This is a genomic window from Bordetella trematum (assembly GCF_900078335.1).
GTDB lineage: Bacteria > Pseudomonadota > Gammaproteobacteria > Burkholderiales > Burkholderiaceae_B > Bordetella > Bordetella trematum.
This window is the reverse complement of record NZ_FKBR01000019.1, coordinates 242,678-262,319: the sequence shown is the minus strand read 5'-3', so window position 1 is coordinate 262,319 and position 19,642 is coordinate 242,678. Positions and strand designations below refer to the sequence as shown.

Below are 19,642 nucleotides of genomic sequence, written 5' to 3'. Positions count from 1 at the left end.
AGCAGGCCAGGGCCCCGGCAGCCGGCACTTTCGCGCGGCGCTCAGGCGAAGTGGTCGAAGCCGCCCGGCAATTGTTCGATGGCCTGACCCTGTGCATCGCGCAACACCAGCCCCTGGCCGGCCTGGATGCGCCCGATACGGGTGAGCGGCACGCCGCAGGCCGCGCCCGCGGCCTCGATTTCCGCCCGCCGCGCGGGCGAGGCGGTGAAGCAGAGTTCGTAGACGTCCCCGCCGCCCAGCAGCGCCTGGCGCAGCACGGCCGGCGGCAGGCCGTCCAGCCCGGCAGCGCGCGGCAGGCTTTCGAAAAGCAGTTCGGCAGCCACGCCACTGGCAGTCAGAATATGGCCCAGATCCTGGCCCAGCCCATCGGAGAGATCGATGGCGGCGTGCGCCAGGCCGCGCAGCGCCAGGCCCAGCGCCACGCGCGGCTGCGGCCACTCCAGCGCGCGCCGGGTCAGGGCCAGGCGCGCCGCATCGGCGGGCAGTTGCCCATCAAGCAGACGGTAGGCGACGTCGGCCGCCCCCAGCGCGCCCGACACCCAGATATCGTCATCCACGCAGGCGCCGTCGCGGCGCAAGGCGGTGTCTGCGGGCACCGCGCCGAACACCGTCACGCTGAGCGTCAGGTCATGCGGGCTGCGGGTAGTGTCGCCGCCGATGAGGGGGCAGCCATGCGCCCGGGCCAGGGCATGGAAACCCTCGGCGAAAGCGGCCAGCCAGGCATCGTCGCGCGCCGGCAGCGCCAGCCCCAGCAGGCAGCCCAGCGGCTGCGCGCCCATGGCGGCAAGATCGGAAAGATTGACGGCCAGGGCCTTGTGGCCCACGGCCCTGGGATCGGCATCGGGGTAGAAGTGGCGCCCGGCGATCAGCAAGTCCTTGCTGACCGCCACGCGCATGCCCTCGGGCACCGGAAAGAGCGCGCAATCATCGCCCACGCCCAGGATGTCCCCGGGCGCGGTCCGCGTGAAATGGCGGGCGATGAGGTCGAACTCGGAAGCCACGGCCCGGGAGACGGCGCCTTAGCGCCGCTGTTGAGCCGCGGCCTGAACCTCGGCGGTGCGCACGTCGGCAGCCAGTTTGTCGAGCACGCCGTTGACGAATTTGAACCCGTCGGTGCCGCCGAACGACTTGGCCAGTTCAACGGCCTCGTTGATGGCGACCTTGTACGGCACCTCGACATGGTGCACCAGCTCATAGCTGCCGATCAGCAGTATGCCGTGCTCGACCGGCGAAAGTTCGGCCAGCGGGCGATCCACGTAGGGCGAGAACTGCTCACGCAGCGTCGGGGCCTCGCGGAAGACGCCGTGCAGCAGCGTCTTGAACCACTGGGCGTCGGCTTCCGAGAAATCTTCGGCATCGCGCAGATGCGCGTCGATCTCACCGGCATCCTGATTGCCCTGGCCGCCACGCAGCAGCCAGGCGTAAACGCCCTGCAGTGCAAATTCGCGCGCCCGGCGGCGTGCGCTGCGCGCATTGGCGCGCGCAGCCACCGCGCTATCAGCGCTGGTCGTCGTCTTCTTCGTCGTCAAAATCTTCGTCCTCGTCGTCATCTTCCTCGGGCTCGAGCGCCGCGCACAGATTGGCCATTTCAACAGCCACCTGGGCGCAATCGCGACCCTTGCCTTCGGCCCGGGCGACGGCCTGCTCGTCGGTGTCGACGGTCAGGACGCCATTGGCGACCGGAATGCCGGTCTCCAGGGAAATACGGGAAATCGCCGTGGCCATTTCATTGCTGACCACTTCGAAGTGGTAGGTCTCGCCACGGATGACCGAGCCCAGCGCGATCAGGGCGTCGAACTCATAGGACTCGGCCATGCGGGCCAGCGCCACGCCCAGCTCCAGGGCGCCGGGCACGGACACGACCATCACGTCGCGCTCGTCGACGCCCAGCTTGGCCAGCTCGTCCAGGCAGGCAGCCAGTTCGGTCTGGCCGATTTCTTCGTTGAAACGGGCACGCACGATACCGATGTGCAGCCCTTCGCCGTTCAGGTCAGGGGTAAGGATATAGGGGTTCATTCGTGGGCCTTGTGGGAGAGAGTTGCGGGCGGGGGGCAATCGTAACCTGTAATGGTAAGGGAAAACCCGGCCATGCTCGGCATCTTGCGCGGGCGCGCAAGCAAACGCATCTGGCCGACCTGCAAATCACGCAGAATCTGGGCGCCGATCCCGTAGGTGCGCAAGCCGAAGCGCTCGCCGTCGCTGGGAGTGGCGGGTTCCTGGGCCTGCCCGCTCCAGTGGGCGATCTGGCCAAAGACGTGTTCGGTCGAAGCCTGACAGTTCATCAGAACCACCACACCGGCAGGCGCCTGGGAAATAGCGGTCAGCGCCTGGCCCAGGCCCCAGCTGTGCGGGGTGGCGCCGGTATCCAGGGCATCCAGCAGCGAAGCCGGCTCGTGCACGCGCACCAGGGTTTCGCGGCTGGGGTCGATCTTACCGTGGACCAGGGCCAAGTGGGGCGATCCGGTCGCGTCGTCGCGGTAGGCGATGGCCTGAAACTCGCCCCAGGGAGTCTGCATGCGACGCTCGCCCATGCGCTGGATGATGGACTCGTGCTGGCTGCGGTACTGGATGAGGTCGGCGATGGTGCCGATCTTCAGGTCGTGCTCGCGCGCAAAGCGCACCAGATCGGGCAGGCGCGCCATCGAGCCATCGGGCTTGAGGATTTCACAGATCACGGCCGCCGGCGTCAGGCCGGCCATGGCGGTCAGGTCGCAGCCCGCCTCCGTGTGGCCGGCACGCACCAGCACGCCACCGGGCACCGCCCGCACCGGGAAGATATGGCCAGGCTGCACCAGATCGCTGGGCTTGGCGTCACGCGCCACCGCCACCTGGATGGTGCGGGCACGGTCGGCCGCCGAAATGCCGGTTTCCACGCCTTCGGCGGCCTCGATGGACTGGGTGAAGTTGGTGCCGTAGCGGGTACCGTTGCGGCTGGCCATCAGCGGCAGATCCAGCTGGCGGCAACGCTCTTCGGTGAGGGTCAGGCAGACCAGCCCACGGCCGTGGGTCACCATGAAGTTGATCGCCTCGGGCGTGACGAATTCGGCCGCCATGACGAGGTCGCCCTCGTTTTCGCGATCTTCTTCATCAACCAGGATGACGATGCGGCCCGCGCGCAACTCGGCGATGATCTCGGGGACGGAAGCGATGCCGAACTCCGAGTCGGCGTCGGGGGCTACGGAATGATGCGGGTCAGACATGGAAGCGCTCAGACTATGAAGACGTTGACATGCGGAAGCAGGGATTTTAGCGCCCTTGGCGTATGCCCGTCCCCGAGGCACAATGCCGCCCGTCCCGCACGGGTACACTGCTCTGGCTTTCTGTTTCGCCTGCCTTACGGATAAAGGATTCTCATGCAGCCTCTTGCCGCCCTCGCCCCGTCGATTGCCGCTTCGGTGCGCACGGTGCTCACCGACATCGATGACACGCTCACCACCGACGGCCGCCTGCCCGCAGCCGCCTATGCGGCGATGGAGCGCCTGGAGCAGGCCGGCATCCGCGTCATCCCGATCACGGGCCGGCCGGCCGGCTGGTGCGACCACATCGTGCGCATGTGGCCGGTGCGTGCCGTGGTCGGCGAGAACGGCGCCTTCTATTACGCCTATGATCGCAGCGCCCACCGCATGAAGACCCACTACTGGGCCGATGAGGCCGAGCGCCGCGCCAACCGCGAGAAGCTGGCTGCCATCCAGACGCGCGTGCTCAGCGAGGTGAAGGGCTCGGCACTGGCCAGCGACCAGGCGTTCCGCGTGGCCGACCTGGCCATCGACTTCTGCGAGGACGTCCCGCCCCTGGCCGAGAACGACGTCACCCGCATCGTGAAGATCTTCGAGCAAGCCGGCGCCCAGGCCAAGGTCAGTTCGATCCACGTCAACGGCTGGTACGGCGACTATGACAAGCTCAGCATGACGCGCCGCCTGTTCGAGCGCGAGCTGGGCCAGGACATCATGGGCGCGCTCGCCACCACGCTGTTCATCGGCGATTCGCCCAACGATGAACCCATGTTCGAGTTCTTCCCGCTGTCGGTCGGCGTGGCCAACATCCAGTCGCAATTGCACCGCATCCGCCACCAGCCGGCCTTCGTGACGCCGTCGCGCGGCGGCGAGGGCTTTGTCGAGATGGCTGACCGCCTGCTGGCCGCGCGCCGCAGCCACGGGGCCTGATCCCATGGCAACCGCCAACGACGGGCGCCGCAGCATCCAGTCGGTCGAGGTCGGCTTTCCCCTGCTGGCCGCGCTGGTCGAGGCCGCCCGCCCGCTGACGCTGCGCGATCTGGCCGGCGCCGCGGGCATGACCTCGGCCAAGGCCCATCCCTATCTGGTGAGTTTCATCCGCGTCGGGCTGGTGCAGCAGGACAGCGTCAGCGGTCACTATGAACTGGGCCCTTTCGCATTGCAGATGGGGCTGGTCAGCCTGCAACGGCTGGACCCCGTGCGCATCGCCCTGCCCGAGGTGGCGCAGCTGCAGGCCGGCATCGGCCACACCGTGGGCCTGGCCGTGCTGGGCTCGCACGGGCCAACCATGGTGCACATCACCGAAGCCAGCTATCCGGTGCACGTCAACATGCGCCAGGGTACCGTCATGTCGATGCTCAACACCGCCACCGGGCTGGTGTTCGCGGCCTGGCTGCCCGCCAAGGTGGCGGCGCACTACATCGCCCGCGAAGAGAACGACACGGCGGTCACCTCGACGCTGGCGCAGCCGCTCAAATCCGCCAGCCCGGCCCATCTGCAGGCCATCCTGGCCGACATCAGGGTGCAGGGCATGACACGCGCCGTAGGCAACCCGCTGCCCGGCGTGGACGCCCTGTCGGTGCCAGTCTTCGATCATGCCGGCAAGCTGGTGCTGGCCATCACGGCCATCGGCCCCAGCGGCCTGTTCGATGTTTCCAGCAACGGCAGCATCGCCCAGCCGTTGCAGGCCTGCGCCCGGGAAATCTCGCGCAAGCTCGGCTGGCGCCCCGGCGCAGCCTGATCAGGCCTGCGTCAGCGCAGCCGCGCTCTGACGCAGGAATCCCAGCACCGTCTCGTCGAGCCAGCTGCTTTCGCGAAGCGCCGGCTCCTGCGCCATGGCCAGGCGAAAGCGCGCATGCGTGGCGGGATCATCGCCGGCATAACCTCGAAACAGCGCCATCCAGCGCCGCGCCAGGGCCAGGCCGACCGGCGACTCCGGCTCATGCCCGGCCTCGATGGCATCGCGCACCTCCCCCACCAGGGCAGGCCACCGGGCAGCGTGTGTGGCATAGTTGGCCCGCAGATACGCACCCTCTGCCGGCGTCAGGTACGGCTCGAACAGGCGCACGCGGGTCTCATTGAAGGCGGCCAGCACATAATCGCGCAACGCCGGCTCGATACCGATGCTGGCCTGCATGGCCGGTTCGCCGGCGTGCATGCGGTCCAGCTTGAGCAGCAGCCTCGGGTCGCCGCCGGTATCCTGCTGCAGCTGCGCCATCCAGCGCCGCGCCACCTCGCCGGCGCGCGCATCGTCGGCCGGCACGCCGGCCTGCCGCAAGGCCCGCACCGCCTCGACCAGCGCGCGCCAGGGGGCATCGCTGGCCGGGCCGCGCAGATACATGGGCAGGCGCTGCAGCTCCTGCTGCGAAAAATAACGCTCGTACATACTCATCAACTCCAAAGTGGTAAGCCAGTCGCCCAACTCCGGCTCGACCCCGTCGAGCAGTTGCGCCTGCAGCTGCGACAGCCGCTGTCGCAGGCGGTCTGCCTGGGCGATCTGTCGGGTCAGCTGGGCGATCTGCCGTGCGACAAGGCCGGCCAGGGGCATGTCGGGCGCGTCCAGGTAGGCGCCGATGTCGGCCAACGGCAACCCAAAGCGGCGCAACGCCTGGATCCGGTGCAGACGCGCGATGTCGTCGCGGCCGTAGAGCCGATAGCCGTTGTCGGCGCGCGCCGAAGGCACGAGCAGGCCGATGGCATGGTAGTGATGCAGTGTGCGGACCGTCAGGCCGCTGCGTCGAGCCAGTTCACCGATTCTCAATTGCACGTTTTCCTCCTTTGCGTGGCGCGGATACCACTGTCCGGCCTGACGTCGCGTCAGGGTCAAGCGGGGTCATGAATCTGCCATGCGCGAAAGCGAAAATCGAAAGGCGACAGAATTGCTCGAATCTGCTAAAACGAAAAAAAAGAGATCAAAACGAACTTTACTCGCAAATAAAAACAGGGAACCCCCTTAGTTTCGCGCGCGTTTTTTTGTGTTTGAATCAACAACCACTACAATTTGCCGTCAACTCGGACGCACAGAGGAGAAATACATGCACGCCAAGCACTTGCTGCACACTGCCATTGCCCTTGCCCTGGGTGCCGGCGCTCAGGTTGCCTTCGCCGACGAATGCCCCAACCGGGGCGATCTGGACACGATGTACTGCGACGCCAACAACGATCTGGTGGCCGATACGCCGACCGATCCCGCCAAGCAGAAAACGCCGTCCACCCTGGTCTTCACCTACACCCCCGTGGAAGACCCGGCCGTCTACGAAGACATCTTCAAGCCGTTCACCAAGCATTTGTCGGAGTGCACCGGCAAGCGCGTGGTGTTCTACCAGGTGCAAAGCAACGCCGCCGAAATCGAAGCCATGCGCTCGGGCCGTCTGCATGTGGGCGGTTTCTCGACCGGCCCGACCGCCTTCGCCGTCAACATCGCCGGCGCCGTGCCGTTCGCGGTCAAGGGCTATGCCGACGACTTCCAGGGCTACAACCTGATCGTCATCGTCAAGAAAGACAGCCCCTTCGAGAAACTGACCGACCTCAAGGGCAAGAAGCTGGCGCACACCGCCCCCTCGTCGAACTCCGGCCACATGGCCCCGGTGGCGCTCTTCCCCAAGGAAGGCCTGACCCCCGACAAGGACTACAAGGTGGTGTTCTCGGGCAAGCATGACCAGTCGGTCATGGGCGTGAACTCGGGCGACTACGACGCCGCTGCCGTGGCCTCCGACGTGTTCAAGCGCATGGTCGAACGCGGCCAGGTCAAGGAAGAGGATTTCCGCGTGATCTATCGCAGCGAGAAGTTCCCGACCTCCTCGTTCGCCTACGCGCATGACCTGGAGCCGAAGTTCCGCGACAAGATGCTGCAGTGCTTCTACGACTACCGCTTCCCCGAAGAAATGAAGAAAGCCTTCGATGGCGCGGACCGTTTCTACCCGGTGACCTTCAAGAAAGACTGGGCCATCGTGCGTGAAGTGGCCGAGTCCGGCGGCGAGAAGTTCAACCGTGCCGCCTACGACCGCGAAAGCGCCAAGAGCAAAGGCAAATAAGCAGCAATCCTCACTATGACAACGTCTTTACGTATTTCCGGCCTGGTCAAGGAGTACCGGGCCGGCCAGCCGGTGCTCAAGGGCATCGATCTCGAAGTGGCCGGCCAGGGCCTGACGGCCATCATCGGGCCGTCGGGCACGGGCAAAAGCACGCTGCTGCGCTGCGTTAACCGCCTGATCGAACCGACCCGTGGCGAAATCGTGCTCAACGCCGACGGCGCCTCCGTGGACCTGGCGCGCGTGCGCGGCACGGCGCTGCGGCATGCGCGCCGGCGCATCGGCATGGTGTTCCAGGAATACAACCTGGTCGAACGCCTGACGGTGATGGAAAACCTGCTCACCGGCCGCCTGGGCTACACCTCGGTGTTCAATGCCTGGATGCGCCGCTTCGAGCCGGCGGACATCGAACGCGCCTACGCCTTGCTCGACACCGTCGGGCTGGCCGGCTTTGCCGACCAGCGCGCCGATGCGCTGTCCGGCGGCCAGCGCCAGCGCGTGGGCATTGCCCGCGCGCTGATGCAGCGCCCGCAACTGCTGCTGGCCGACGAACCGACCTCCTCGCTGGACCCCAAGACCTCGGTGGAGATCATGGAACTGCTGACCGAACAGGGCAACGCCAACGGCATCCCGGTGCTGGTCAACATCCACGACGTCGAGCTCGCCCGCCGCTACGCCACCCGCATCATCGGCATGTCCGGCGGGCACGTCGTCTATGACGGCAATGGCGAAGGCCTGCATGCCGACAAGCTCAAAGCCATCTACGGAGGCGAGTCGTGGCTGCAGTGAACCGCGGACGGCGCCCATTCGCCCTGTCTTGGCAAAGCCGCGCGTTCGCCCTGCTGCTGGTGGTCTACGCGGTCTATGCCGCCTCCCAGCTGGACTTCAACTGGAACCGCATCAGCGACGGCATGGGGCACGCCTCGACCTTCCTGGCGCGCATGTTCCCGCCCAGCTTCCAGAAGCCGGATACGCTCTGGAAAGGCATCGCCGAGAGTCTTGAGATCGCCGTGCTGGCCTCCCTGCTGGGCATCGTGCTGTCGCTGCCCATCGGCCTGATGGGCGCGCGCAACATGATGCCGGCGTGGATCTCCTGGCCCGCGCGCGCCGTGGTGGCCCTTTGCCGTTCGCTGCACCCGGTGATCGTGGCCATCCTGTTCGTCAAGGCGGTGGGCTTTGGCGCCCTGGCCGGCATTCTGGCCCTGACGGTGGCATCGGTCGGCTTCATCGGCAAGCTGTTTACCGAGTCCATCGAGGAAATCTCGCTCAAGCAGGTCGAAGCCGTGCGCGCCACCGGCGCCTCGTTCGGCAACGTGATCATCTTCGGCGTGCTGCCGCAGGTGTTCGCCCGCTTCGTGGGCTTCTCCACCTACCAGTTCGACTCCAACCTGCGCAATTCGACCATGGTCGGCATCGTGGGCGCCGGCGGTATCGGCGGCACGCTGTTCTCGGCCTTCCAGCGCTTTGACTACGACTTCGTGTCTGCCATCCTGATCACGCTGATCGCCATCATCATGCTGGGCGAACTGCTGGCCGGCATGGTGCGGGCCATCTTCCTGGACGGCTGGAGCTTCGACCGCGTGCTGCAGAAACGCTTTAACGCCGCGCGCGGGCTGGGCAACTCGGGAGCCAAACAATGACCACCATGGCTTCCTCTTCCCTGGACCGCAGCCACTGGCAACGCTACACCATGGGCCAGCGGCTGCTGCGCTTTGCGCTCTATCTGCTGGGCGTGGCCGCAGTGGTGCAGGCCGTGCGCAGCGTCGAGGTCATCCCGGAGTTTCTCTACGATGCGCCGGAACAGATGGCCGACCTGCTGCAACGCATGTGGCCGATCGACTGGGGCTACTACGGCGAAGGCGTCAACGACGCGCTGATCGAGACGCTGCACATCGCCACCCTGGGCACCATGCTGTCGGTGGTGCTCGCGGTGCCGGTGGGCCTGCTGGCCGCCAACAACCTCACCCCCAGCCGGCTGCTCAACCAGCTGGCGCGACTGATCCTGGTGTCCAGCCGCTCGGTCAACTCGCTGGTGTGGGCGCTGCTGTTCATCGCGATCTTCGGGCCCGGCCCCCTGGCCGGCACGCTGGCCATCGCCTTTCGCTCCATCGGTTTTGTCGGCAAGCTGGTCGGCGAGGCGATCGAACAGGCCCATCGCGGCCCGATCGAAGCCCTGACGGCCACCGGCGCACGCAAGGGCGCGGTGCTCTGGTACGGCTACTGGCCCCAGATCCGGCCGGCGTTCTGGTCCATCGTGCTGCTGCGCTGGGACATCAACGTGCGCGAATCCGCGGTGCTGGGCCTGGTGGGCGCCGGCGGTATCGGCATGGCGCTGGATACGGCCCTGAACCTGTTCCAATGGGACCGGGTGGCGCTGGTGCTGGCGTCGATCTTCGCGGTCGTGATCCTGGCCGAGGTCATCATCACGCAAGCCCGCAAGCGCATCCTCTGAGCGGGTTTCCCGCCTCTGGCTGGCTGATGCAACAGGCGCCTTCGGGCGCCTGTTGCATTGTTGTCGTCCGCCCCCGTGGACGCGGGCATTTCAAGATTACGACAAGTCATCAATAATGGCGGCTCCCCTGAGTACGATCGTCCTTTTTTGTGGGCCCTGCCGTCATGTCAGAACAAGAATTGAAGCTGCACGTCCCGGCCGCCTCGGCCGACGCGGTCGCCGAGGAGCTGGGCCGCCATCAGGCGGCAGGTCTGGCCCTGCGCGCCATGTACTTCGACACCCCCCAGCGTGAACTGGTGCAGGCCCGCATTGCCCTGCGGCTGCGCCAGGAGGGCGAGGACTGGGTGCAGACCGTCAAGATGCCGGGCGCCAACGCCATCAGCCGCATCGAACTGAACCACCCGCGCCCCGGGCCGGTGCTGGATCTGTCGGTCTATGCAGGCAGCGAGGTGGGCGACGCCCTGGCGCGCATCCGCGGCCCCCTGGGCGTGTATTACGAAACCGATGTGCAGCGCCTGCGCTGCGAGCTGAGCGTGCCGGGCGGCACGGTCGAGGCGGCGCTGGACCGCGGGGTGCTGCGCGCCGCAGGCCTGGAGCTGCCGGTTTGTGAGATCGAATTCGAACTGCTGCATGGCCGGCCCGAAACGATTTTCGTCATCGGCCAGGATTGGCAGCAACGCCACGCCCTGGTGCTGGACGTGCGCAGCAAGGCCGAGCGCGGCGATCAACTGGCGCTGCTGGCCGCCGAGTTGTCGGCGACACGCGACCAGAAAGATGCGCAATCGCGCGTGGCGCGCTTCTGGGCGCCCCGCATGGCGGCGGCAACGCCCTTGCAAGACACCATGAGCCCGGCCCAGGCCATGACGCACATCGCCGGCGAATGCCTGGAACAGATCATCCGCAATGCTGCCGTCCTGGCCGAGGTGGACACCGCGGGCGTCTATCCGGCCGGCACCCCTGAGCACGTGCACCAGATGCGGGTCGGCATGCGTCGCCTGCGCACCGCATGGCGGCTGTTCGACGGCGCCATCGAAGCGCCCGCCCCCGAACTGGTCGACGGCATGCGCACCTACTTCGCCGCCTTGGGAGCCAGCCGCGACCGCGACGTGATGGCCGACGGCATCGCCCCCGAGCTGGCTCGCGCCGGCATGCCCGCGATCGCGCAGGAACCGGCCGGCGAGCCGGTGGACGCCGCCGCGCTTTGCCGTAGCGCAGCCTTGCAAGCCTGGCTGCTGGCCCTTTATGCCTGGAGCCTGGAGGTGCGCCCGGCTCCCGCGCCGCAGCTGACGCTGCCGGCAGGCGATGCCCAGACCCCGGCCATCATCCCGCTCGATGCCGCGCCGCCCCGCCCGTCCTTGCGCCCCTTCCTGCTGCGCCGCCTGCGCCGATGGCATCGTCAGGTAATCGAAGACGGACGCCGCTTCGGCGAGCTGGACCTGCCGGCCCGCCACGAGCTGCGCAAGCGCGCCAAGCGGCTGCGCTATGGCCTGAGTTTCGCTGACAGCCTGCTGCCGCGCGCGCGGCTGCGCGGCTACCGCAAGCAACTGGCCCTGCTGCAGGACCTGCTGGGCCAGATCAACGATCTGGCGGTGGCTGCCGAGCACTATCGCGCCCTGACCGAACGACACCCCCAGGCCTGGTTCGCACTGGGCTGGATCGCCGCGCGCCTGCAGGCGCCGGTGGCGCGCGCCCAGCCCGCCTTCGACAAGCTGGCGCGCTACCGGGGGTTGTGGCGCGCTTAAGCGGGCAGCGGGCGGTCGCGCTCGACACGGCGCGCAAACATGGCGAAGCTGGCCCGCACGATGCTGGGCTTGAGCAGGAAGTCATGCGACTCCGCAGCCAGCGCATCATTGACCGGCTTGACTTCGCCATACGCGGCCGCAGCCATCAACTGGTTGCGCGCCGCGCGCTCGATCAGCACCGACAGGTACAGGGACTCTTCGACCGAGGCGGTCGCGGCCAGGAAACCGTGATTGGCCAGCAGAATGCAGCGTTTGTCACCCAGAGCCCCCGAGATGATCTCGCCTTCCTGGTCGGCGATGGGCAGGCCCGGCCACTCTTTCAGGTGAGCGCAGTCATTGTGAAACGGCGTGGCGTCCATGTGCGACACCACCAGCGGACGGCCGGTCATGGCCAGCGTCGAGACGTGCGGCGGGTGGGTGTGGATGATGCAACGCACCTCGGGGCGATGACGATAGACCCAGAAATGAAAGCGAACCGCCGGATTGGGCGTGCCCTCGCCTTCCAGCACCTCCATGTCTTCATTGATGCGAATCAGGGCCTCGGGGCGGATCTCATCAAAGGCCTGCGCCAGTGCGGTGGTGTAATAGCTGCCATCGTCGTTGCGCACAGTGATCTGGCCGGCCAGGGTCTCCGAATGCCCCTCGCTGGCCAGGATGCGACAGCTGAGCGCGATCTTCTCGCGAATGGTCCAGTTGCCGAAATCCAGTTTGTTGGCCGAACGTTTGAAAAACGCGTCCGATTGCATCTGCTTGTCGTCCACCATGGCCTCCTGATTGGGGTTCAGCTGCGATTACACCGCGCCACGCGCACCCGGCGCTTGACCGCAGGCGCACTGCGCTTGTCCATGCCTGCCACCTCCCGGCGCGGTGGCGGCGGCCCGATACAATGGCCGGGCGGGCAGCCTGCCCGCCCTTGCAAGTCTGAGGGTTTTCGTGATGCACGCTTCCGCCCCCGCGCCCGGTCCGGCAGAACCGGACCTGAACTTCGCGCCGCGCTTTCGCCCCTTCTATGAAACCGAACTCTCCGGCTACCAGGCCCAGCTCGACAAGCTGGTGCTGCCGGGCGATTTCCGGGCGCTGACGGCGCAACCGCGCCTGCGGCTGCAGGCATGCCGGTTGCGCGCCGGCGGCCTGGCGGTCAACCTGGAGTCCACCCCGATCGCGGTGCACCACCGGGCCGAACATGCCGCCGACGCCCTGCAGGCCGAATTTCTCGCCAGCTTCGTGATCGCCGGACATGGCGTGATCAGCCAGAACGGCGCCAGCCTGCCGGTCGAGACCGGCGACATCATCTTTCGCACTACGGCCCTGCCCTCGGAAGTGCGCATGCTGACCGACTCTCACCTGGTGGTGATCAAGGGCTCGCTGCTGCGCCTGCTGGGCATGCACTTGCACGACAGCTCGCAGTTCACCGCCCAGCGTGCTAGCGCCGCGCTGCCCATGGTGCGCACCGCGCACCGCTGTCTGGCGCATGTGTTCTTCGACCAGGACGAGAGCAGCCCGGCCTCGGGCATGTTTGCCGAACAGGCTCTGATTTCCCTGCTGGCGGCCATCTACACCAGCCAGGCGCTGGAACAGATACCCGGACCGCAACGCGGCCCGGCCGAGAGTTGGCAGGCCCTGACCGGCTATCTGGACGCCCATATCACCGATGCCGACCTGTCGGTGGCCGCTGTCGCCCGGGCCCTGCGGGTCTCCAGCCGCTGGGTGCACCGGCTGTTTCAGATGCAGGGCACGCAATACAACCAGTATGTGCGCGAACGCCGCCTGCAACTGGCGCGGGCGGCGCTGGAAGATCCTCGCAAACAACATCTGCCGGTCAAGGATATTGCGCTGTCCTGCGGCTTTCAGGATGCGAGCCATTTCAGCCGCCGCTTCCAGCAGCGCTTCGGCAGCCCGCCAAGCCAGTATCGCGAAAGCCTGCGGCCGGCCTCCTGAGAGGCCGGCCGCAGGCCTCAGGCGGCGCGGCGCTCCTGCCCGGCCGGCCGCATCAGGAAAGCCGACGTGCCGGCGATCAGGCCCAGCACCGCCAGATAGGCGCCCACCGGCACGATGCTGTCAAAGCGCGCTACCAGCATGGCCGACACCATGGGCGCCAGGCCGCCGCCGATGGCCGCCGAAAACTGCACGCCGATCGACAGGCCCGAGTAACGCAGCTCGGGCGGAAACTGGGCGGCATAGAGGCTGGACTGCGGCGCGATCATCATTGCGTAGTTCAACGCCATCGCGATGAAGACCGCAATCCCGTAGGCCATGAGCGAACCGCTGCCGACCGCCATGAAAATGGGGATGGCCATCACGGCCAGCAGTATTCCGCCCCAGCCGCAGACTCGTCGCGCCCCGTAACGATCGCCCAGCAGGCCGAACAGGGGGATCGTGAAGGTCAGCACGGCTGCGCCGTACAACAGTGCATGCAAGGCGTCGCTGCGGCTGAACCCGAGATTGGAGACGGCATACGACACCGAGAACACCAGGAAGGTGTAGATCAACGTCACTTCGGCCAGCTTGCAGCCGATGCACAGCAGCAACGCGCGGCCATGGCGGCGCAACAGCTCGACGATGGGCAGCTTGACCTGGGTGCGTTCGGCCTTGACGCGCGCAAAGTCCGGCGACTCGTCGATACCCCGGCGGATCAGCACGCCCACCACGATGAGCACCGCACTGGCCAGGAAGGGCAGGCGCCACCCCCAGGACAGGAAGTCTTCTTCCGGCAGGCGTGTCACCAGTGCAAAGGCGCCCACCGACATCAGGATGCCCAGCGGCGCCCCCACCAGCGGCAGGCTGCCGAACAGCGCCTTCCAGCGCGGCGGCGCATGCTCGACGGCCATCAGCATGGCGCCGCCCATCTCGCCGCCGAAAGACAGGCCCTGGCCGATGCGCAATGCCACCAGCAGGATGGGGGCCCAGACGCCGATCTGCTCATAAGTGGGCAACAGACCGATGAGCACCGTACAGATGCCCATCATCAGCAGGCTGAAGGTCAGCATGGACTTGCGCCCGACCCGGTCGCCGAAATGGCCGAACAGGATGCCGCCGACGGGGCGCGCCAGCATGCCGCTGGCAAAGGCGGCAAAGGCCGCCAGCGTTCCCGTCAACGGATCGAACTGGGGAAAGAACAGTTTGTTGAACACCAGCGCGGCGGCAGTGCCATACGCCAGGAAATCAAAGGCCTCCACGGCCGTACCCACGACCGTGGCCACCGACACGCGCAACAGATTGGGCTTTTTGCCTGGGGCAGCAGCGGCCCCCGATGAATGGACGGCGTCCATGCTGTCTCCTCGAAGTGATTTTTTATAGGTATGAATGGCCCGGCTTCAGGCGTCCTGCCCCGGCGGGACGTAACCGGGCAACTGCTCGATACGCCGGCGCCAGGCCGCCAGCGCCGGATAGGCGGCCATGTCGATGCCGGCCTCCTCGGCCAGCGAAAGGTAGCCATAGCAATCGATATCGGCCACCGTCGGGCCGCCGGCCAGCCAGTCCCGGCCGGTCAGGCGCCTTTCCATCAGGCCGAGCACACGCGCCGTGCGGCGCTGCAACCCCTCCAGGTCCAGCAGCGCCTCGCTCACGCCCAGGTGATGGGCGGCCTCGGCGTTGCTGACCACCCGGGTCAGGCGCAGCGGCTGCAGGCTGTTGGCGATTTCATTGGTCGAGACGGAAATCCAGGCATACATCTGCCCGCAGTCGGCCAGCGGCGCCAGCCACTGCGGCGCGTACTTCTGCGCCAGATAAAGCAGAATGGCGTGGCTGTCCCAGATGGCCAGGCCATCCTCCTCGATGGCCGGTACCTGCCGGAACGCACTGACGCGCTCGAACTCCTCGGTCTGGTTCTTGCGCGCCAGCACATCGATGAACTCGCGCCGACAGGGCTGCCCGATCAGCGACAGGAACAGGCGCACCTTGTAGCAATTGCCGGAACGGGGGTGGTCGTAGAGCGTGATCATGGCGGGCTCGGGCAGTACGGCCCGGCATGGCGGACCTATGGAACAAGTAGCGGCCAATGTTAGGGGCCGGCGTGCGCGCCGGGCTTGCCAGTGCGCGCACCGGCCTTGCCTGTAAGGGAAGTCGGCGCGTAGGCCCGCCCTCGCAGGCAGCGCCCGCAGACGGGCCCGCAGCACATCATGCGCCGGCCGGTGCGGGGCGCAAAAAAGCCGCCGCGTGCAGGCACGGGGCGGCTTGTCGGGAGATCGGCCCGGGGCGCAGGGTCAGTCGGACAGCAGCGCGGCGGCGAACTCTTCGGCGACAAAGGGCTGCAGGTCTTCCAGGCCCTCGCCCACGCCGATCCAGTAGACCGGGATGGGCCGCACCCCCTGGCTGCCCGCGGCGACGGCCGCCAGCGTGCCACCCTTGGCGGTGCCATCGAGCTTGGTCACCACCAGCCCGGTGAGCTGGATCGCGGCGTCGAAGGCGCGGATCTGGGCCAGGGCGTTCTGGCCGGTGTTGCCATCGACCACCAGCAGCACCTCGTGCGGCGCCTTGGCGTCGGCCTTGCCGATCACGCGGCGGATCTTCTTGAGCTCTTCCATCAGGTGCAGCTGGGTAGGCAGGCGGCCGGCCGTGTCCACCATGACCACGCCCGCCTCACGCGCCCTGCCGGCGTTGACCGCGTCAAAGGCGACAGCGGCCGGGTCGCCGCCCTCCTGGGCAATGACGGTGACATTGTTGCGGCTGCCCCACTCGATCAGCTGCTCGCGCGCCGCCGCGCGGAAGGTATCGCCCGCGGCCAGCAGCACGCTGGCGCCCTGGCGCTGGAAGGTATGCGCCAGCTTGCCGATGGAAGTCGTCTTGCCGGCGCCGTTCACGCCCGCAATCATGACCACCAGCGGTTGGGCGCGGCCCAGCTCGAAGCGGCGCTCAAGCGGTTTGAGATGCTCGGCCAGCAGCTGGCGCAAGGCCACCTTGACCTGGGCGGCATCCTCGATGCGTTCTTTCTTGACGCGTGCGCGCAAAGCGGTCAGCAGACTTTCGGTGGCCTCGATGCCCGCGTCGGCCATGATGAGGGCCGACTCCAGCTCCTCGAACAGATTCTCGTCGACCTTGACGCCGACGAAGATGCTGCCGATGCTCTGGCCGGTACGAGCCAGCCCCTGCTTGAGGCGGCTGAGCCAGGAGGCTTTCTTGGGTGCGGCCGCCGCTTGCGGCTCCGCCGCCGGCTCGGCGGCTGCGGCGGCAGGCGTCACGGGCGCGGTCGGCGCCGCCGCGGGCGCCGGTACCGGCGAAGGCGGCGCTACGGGCGAAGGCGCCGGGACCGGGGCAGGCTCCGGGACCGGGGCAGGCGGCGGCGTGGACGGCGGCTGAGCGGCCGGGGCCTCGGGCGCCGCAACAGGCGCAGCCGCAGGCGCGGCCTCGGGCGTCGGCGCCGGGCTCGCGATGGTTTCTTCCTGCGGCGGCGGGGCCGGCGTAGCCGGCGCGGCGGGCGCAGGGGTTTTTTTCTTGAAGAAGCGGAACATAGGCAAAAGTATATTCGGGATCGCCCCCATCCGCCCCGAGGCGCTACTATTCGCGCCAGGAGGTTCCCAGCTTTGAAGCAATCCGCTAGTGGCCCGCGCGCCATCCGCATCGTCGGCGGCCAGTTCCGCCGCACCCCGATCAGTGTGCCTGACGTCCCCGGGCTGCGCCCCACGCCTGATCGTGTGCGCGAAACCCTGTTCAACTGGCTGAGCCATCTCTGGCATGGCGATTTCAGCGACAAACGGGTGCTCGACCTGTTCGCCGGCAGCGGCGCACTGGGCCTGGAAGCCGCCTCGCGCGGCGCGGCCCAGGTACAGATGGTCGAAAGCGACCGCCAGGCCATCACCGCCCTGCGCCGGCTGCGCGACAAGCTGCAGGCCGACCAGGTGCGCATTCATGCGGGCGACGCCCTGCAGGCGCTGGCGCGCATGGATGCCTCGCGCTTTGATCTGGTGCTGCTGGATCCGCCCTTCGGCCAGGACTGGCTCAGCCGGGTCTGGCCCGGCCTGCCAGCGGTGCTGGCAGAGGGCGCGCTGGTCTATGTGGAATCCGAATCCCCCATCCTCCACCCCGAGGCGTATACCCGTCTGCGCGAAGGCAAGGCCGGCGCGGTCCACTACGTGTTGCTAACGTTTGCTGCATTGCAGGAAACGGACAATAATCCGGGTTTGGAGGATGGTGTAACACCATAAACATACCGGTTTGGAGCCAGCATGATCATCGCCGTATACCCAGGGACGTTCGACCCGCTCACGCGCGGTCACGAAGACCTCGTCCGTCGCGCCGCCGCGCTGTTCGATAAAGTGGTGGTCGGCGTGGCCTACAGCCCCAACAAAAGGCCGTTCTTTGGCGTCCAGGAACGGGTCGAAATCGCCCGCGAAGTCCTGGGCCACTACCCCAACGTCGAAGTCCAGAGCTTCGGCGGCCTGCTCAAGGACTTCGTGCGCGAGCAGAACGGGCGCGTCATCGTACGCGGCCTGCGCGCCGTGTCCGACTTCGAATACGAGTTCCAGATGGCCGGCATGAATCGCCACCTGCTGCCCGATGTCGAAACCCTGTTCATGACCCCGTCGGACCAGTATCAGTTCATCTCCGGCACGATCGTGCGCGAAATCGCCCTGCTGGGCGGCGACGTCAGCAAATTCGTCTTTCCTTCCGTGGAACGTTGGCTGCAAGAGAAAGCCCGCCAGCGCCGCGAGCAGGCTCCCGAAGCCGGCTGATCCGCTGCCTGCCGGCCCCCTGGACCGGCGGCGCTACAATCAGCGGCAGACCCCGTCTTAAGCGCTGTCCCGTCATGGCCCTACTCATCACCGACGAATGCATCAATTGCGACGTATGCGAGCCGCAATGCCCCAACGATGCCATTTCCATGGGCGAGGACTACTACGTCATCGACCCGCTGCGCTGCACCGAATGCGTCGGCCACCACGATGAGCCGCAATGCCAGGTCGTTTGCCCGGTCGAGTGCATCGAACTGCACCCCCAATGGCAGGAAAACCAACAGGCCCTGATGGCCAAATACCACCGCCTGACCGAACAGAAATGAGCCCTGCGGCGCAGCCTCGCCTGAACGATGTTTCGGTCTCGGCCATCGTGGCCGGGCTGGTGGCCGTGCTGGTCAGCTTCGGCGGCACCGCCGTGCTGATGGTGCAGGCAGGCCATAGCGCCGGCCTGGATGCGATCCACATCGGCTCCTGGCTGGGCTCGATCTGCCTGGCCCTGGGCGTGGGAGGCGCCCTGGTGAGCCTGCGCACCGGCCTGCCCGTGGTCTTCGCCTGGTCCACCCCCGGCGCGGCGTTGCTGGTCACCGGGCTGGCCGGCGTGCCGTTCGATCAGGCCGTCGGCGCTTTCGTGCTGGCGGCCGCACTGACCCTGGCCTGCGGCATATTCGGCTGGATCGACCCCATCGTCCGGCGCATTCCTGCCGAGATCGCAGGCGCCATGCTGGCCGGCGTGCTGCTGGATTTCGGCCTGGGCGTGTTTCGCAGCATTGCCGGCGCTCCCTGGCTGGTGCTGGCCATGTGCGCCGCCTACCTGCTGTGCAAACGCTGGCTGCCGCGTTTCGCGGTGCTGGCCGTGCTGGCCGCAGGCCTGGCAGTTGCTGCCGGGCAAGGCGGCCTGCACCTGGAAAATGTGCGTTGGGCCTGGACCGATTTTGTCTGGACTACCCCGACCTTCACGCTGCAGGCCGCCATCAGCCTGGGCATCCCGCTTTTCGTGGTGGCCATGGCCTCTCAGAACCTGCCGGGCCTGGCCATCCTGCAAGCTAACGGCTATCGGCCGCCAGCCTCGCGTCTGGTCGCCCTGACCGGCCTGGTGGGCCTGCTAGCCGCCCCCTTCGGGGCCCACAGCGTGACGCTGGGCGCGATCATTGCCGCCATCTGCGCCGGCCCCGAAGCGCACCCCGATCCGGCGCGCCGCTATGTGGCCGCGGCCACCTACGGGCTCAGTTATGTCTTGCTGAGCGTGGCTGCCGGCACCGTGGCCGTGTTCTTCCAGGCCCTGCCTGCCGCGCTCATCGCCACGCTGGCCGGTCTGGCGCTGCTGGGCGCCATCATGGGCGGCATGGCCAGCGCGATGTCCAACCCGGCACAGCGCGAGGCCGCGCTGGTGACCCTGCTGGCCACCGCGTCGGGCATGTCCTTCTGGGGAATCGGTTCGGCCTTCTGGGGCCTTGCAGCCGGCCTGCTGACCCATATCGTGGTCAACTGGCGGCGCCGGCAACAGGCCTGAAAG

At 67.3% G+C, this 19,642-nt stretch carries 21 protein-coding genes; 12 read left to right on the top strand and 9 right to left on the bottom strand.

Translation table 11 applies throughout. From position 1 onward, the window contains the following. Nucleotides 1-41 precede the first annotated feature (41 nt). The 4 genes from thiL to ribBA are packed head-to-tail and all read right to left on the bottom strand — an operon-like array spanning nucleotide 42 to nucleotide 3,200. On the bottom strand, nucleotides 42-1,001 hold the full coding sequence (thiL, locus tag A7V84_RS09885) for a thiamine-phosphate kinase (protein WP_025513031.1): 960 nt from the start codon (nucleotides 999-1,001) through the stop codon (nucleotides 42-44). Between the two features lie 18 nt (nucleotides 1,002-1,019). Continuing rightward, the gene (gene nusB / locus A7V84_RS09880; protein ID WP_025513032.1) at nucleotides 1,020-1,490 is read right to left on the bottom strand and encodes a transcription antitermination factor NusB; all 471 of its coding nucleotides are present in this window, start codon (nucleotides 1,488-1,490) and stop codon (nucleotides 1,020-1,022) included. Nucleotides 1,491-1,497: 7 nt separating this feature from the next. Further along, entirely contained in the window at nucleotides 1,498-2,016 is a 519-nt protein-coding gene (gene ribH, locus A7V84_RS09875) for a 6,7-dimethyl-8-ribityllumazine synthase (protein ID WP_025513033.1), read from the bottom strand. Further along, on the bottom strand, nucleotides 2,013-3,200 hold the full coding sequence (gene ribBA / locus A7V84_RS09870; RefSeq protein WP_033535485.1) for a bifunctional 3,4-dihydroxy-2-butanone-4-phosphate synthase/GTP cyclohydrolase II: 1,188 nt from the start codon (nucleotides 3,198-3,200) through the stop codon (nucleotides 2,013-2,015). The genes ribH and ribBA overlap by 4 nt, the downstream gene beginning before the upstream one ends. Nucleotides 3,201-3,353: 153 nt before the next feature. On the opposite strand from ribBA, the gene A7V84_RS09865 reads away from it, so the two are divergent. Both A7V84_RS09865 and A7V84_RS09860 read left to right on the top strand, forming a co-directional pair. After that, on the top strand, nucleotides 3,354-4,163 hold the full coding sequence (locus tag A7V84_RS09865; RefSeq protein ID WP_025513035.1) for an HAD-IIB family hydrolase: 810 nt from the start codon (nucleotides 3,354-3,356) through the stop codon (nucleotides 4,161-4,163). A gap of 4 nt (nucleotides 4,164-4,167) precedes the next feature. Further along, nucleotides 4,168-4,974, top strand: a complete 807-nt coding sequence (locus tag A7V84_RS09860; RefSeq protein ID WP_025513036.1) for an IclR family transcriptional regulator — start codon at nucleotides 4,168-4,170, stop codon at nucleotides 4,972-4,974. Here A7V84_RS09860 and A7V84_RS09855 read toward each other — a convergent pair whose 3' ends face one another. Next, nucleotides 4,975-6,000 carry a MerR family transcriptional regulator gene (locus A7V84_RS09855; RefSeq protein WP_063492568.1) on the bottom strand — a complete coding sequence of 342 codons (1,026 nt, stop codon included), beginning with the start codon at nucleotides 5,998-6,000 and terminating at the stop codon, nucleotides 4,975-4,977. It lies immediately after the preceding gene. 268 nt (nucleotides 6,001-6,268) lie between these two features. Between A7V84_RS09855 and phnD the strand changes: the two genes are divergently transcribed. The 5 genes from phnD (at nucleotide 6,269) to A7V84_RS09830 (ending at nucleotide 11,458) form a co-directional block, all read left to right on the top strand. Continuing rightward, complete coding sequence (phnD, locus tag A7V84_RS09850; protein WP_025513038.1) at nucleotides 6,269-7,267, top strand: phosphate/phosphite/phosphonate ABC transporter substrate-binding protein; 999 nt, start codon at nucleotides 6,269-6,271, stop codon at nucleotides 7,265-7,267. Nucleotides 7,268-7,282: 15 nt separating this feature from the next. After that, entirely contained in the window at nucleotides 7,283-8,053 is a 771-nt protein-coding gene (phnC, locus tag A7V84_RS09845) for a phosphonate ABC transporter ATP-binding protein (protein WP_025513039.1), read from the top strand. Further along, a complete protein-coding gene (gene phnE, locus A7V84_RS09840; RefSeq protein ID WP_025513040.1) occupies nucleotides 8,041-8,904 on the top strand; it encodes a phosphonate ABC transporter, permease protein PhnE in 864 nt (287 codons plus the stop codon). The genes phnC and phnE (A7V84_RS09840) overlap by 13 nt, the downstream gene beginning before the upstream one ends. A 5-nt stretch (nucleotides 8,905-8,909) precedes the next feature. Further along, nucleotides 8,910-9,716 carry a phosphonate ABC transporter, permease protein PhnE gene (gene phnE, locus A7V84_RS09835; protein ID WP_376765119.1) on the top strand — a complete coding sequence of 269 codons (807 nt, stop codon included), beginning with the start codon at nucleotides 8,910-8,912 and terminating at the stop codon, nucleotides 9,714-9,716. 164 nt (nucleotides 9,717-9,880) lie between these two features. Next, nucleotides 9,881-11,458, top strand: a complete 1,578-nt coding sequence (locus tag A7V84_RS09830; protein ID WP_063491836.1) for a CYTH and CHAD domain-containing protein — start codon at nucleotides 9,881-9,883, stop codon at nucleotides 11,456-11,458. Here A7V84_RS09830 and A7V84_RS09825 read toward each other — a convergent pair. After that, nucleotides 11,455-12,222: an aldolase gene (locus A7V84_RS09825; protein WP_025513043.1), complete on the bottom strand. Its 768-nt coding sequence runs from the start codon at nucleotides 12,220-12,222 to the stop codon at nucleotides 11,455-11,457. The genes A7V84_RS09830 and A7V84_RS09825 overlap by 4 nt on opposite strands. A 172-nt stretch (nucleotides 12,223-12,394) precedes the next feature. On the opposite strand from A7V84_RS09825, the gene A7V84_RS09820 reads away from it, so the two are divergent. Then, on the top strand, nucleotides 12,395-13,396 hold the full coding sequence (locus tag A7V84_RS09820) for an AraC family transcriptional regulator (protein ID WP_025513044.1): 1,002 nt from the start codon (nucleotides 12,395-12,397) through the stop codon (nucleotides 13,394-13,396). A 17-nt stretch (nucleotides 13,397-13,413) separates the two neighbouring features. Here A7V84_RS09820 and A7V84_RS09815 read toward each other — a convergent pair whose 3' ends face one another. The 3 genes from A7V84_RS09815 to ftsY all read right to left on the bottom strand — a co-directional run bounded on the left by A7V84_RS09815 (nucleotide 13,414) and on the right by ftsY (nucleotide 16,905). Then, nucleotides 13,414-14,727, bottom strand: a complete 1,314-nt coding sequence (locus A7V84_RS09815; RefSeq protein WP_025513045.1) for an MFS transporter — start codon at nucleotides 14,725-14,727, stop codon at nucleotides 13,414-13,416. 45 nt (nucleotides 14,728-14,772) lie between these two features. After that, nucleotides 14,773-15,399: a glutathione S-transferase family protein gene (locus A7V84_RS09810; protein WP_033535487.1), complete on the bottom strand. Its 627-nt coding sequence runs from the start codon at nucleotides 15,397-15,399 to the stop codon at nucleotides 14,773-14,775. Between the two features lie 261 nt (nucleotides 15,400-15,660). Further along, nucleotides 15,661-16,905 (bottom strand): signal recognition particle-docking protein FtsY, encoded by a 1,245-nt coding sequence (gene ftsY / locus A7V84_RS09805; RefSeq protein WP_063492567.1) that lies wholly within the window; start codon nucleotides 16,903-16,905, stop codon nucleotides 15,661-15,663. Nucleotides 16,906-16,977: 72 nt separating this feature from the next. Here ftsY and rsmD point away from each other — a divergent pair, with 72 nt between their 5' ends. From rsmD to A7V84_RS09785, 4 genes are all read left to right on the top strand, one after another. Then, complete coding sequence (gene rsmD, locus A7V84_RS09800) at nucleotides 16,978-17,598, top strand: 16S rRNA (guanine(966)-N(2))-methyltransferase RsmD (RefSeq protein ID WP_082832965.1); 621 nt, start codon at nucleotides 16,978-16,980, stop codon at nucleotides 17,596-17,598. A 21-nt stretch (nucleotides 17,599-17,619) separates the two neighbouring features. Continuing rightward, entirely contained in the window at nucleotides 17,620-18,126 is a 507-nt protein-coding gene (coaD, locus tag A7V84_RS09795; RefSeq protein ID WP_025513049.1) for a pantetheine-phosphate adenylyltransferase, read from the top strand. A gap of 74 nt (nucleotides 18,127-18,200) precedes the next feature. Beyond that, entirely contained in the window at nucleotides 18,201-18,452 is a 252-nt protein-coding gene (locus A7V84_RS09790) for a YfhL family 4Fe-4S dicluster ferredoxin (RefSeq protein ID WP_033535489.1), read from the top strand. Then, the gene (locus tag A7V84_RS09785; RefSeq protein ID WP_038854468.1) at nucleotides 18,449-19,639 is read left to right on the top strand and encodes a benzoate/H(+) symporter BenE family transporter; all 1,191 of its coding nucleotides are present in this window, start codon (nucleotides 18,449-18,451) and stop codon (nucleotides 19,637-19,639) included. Before A7V84_RS09790 ends, A7V84_RS09785 begins: the two co-directional genes overlap by 4 nt. The last annotated feature ends 3 nt before the right edge of the window (nucleotides 19,640-19,642 follow it).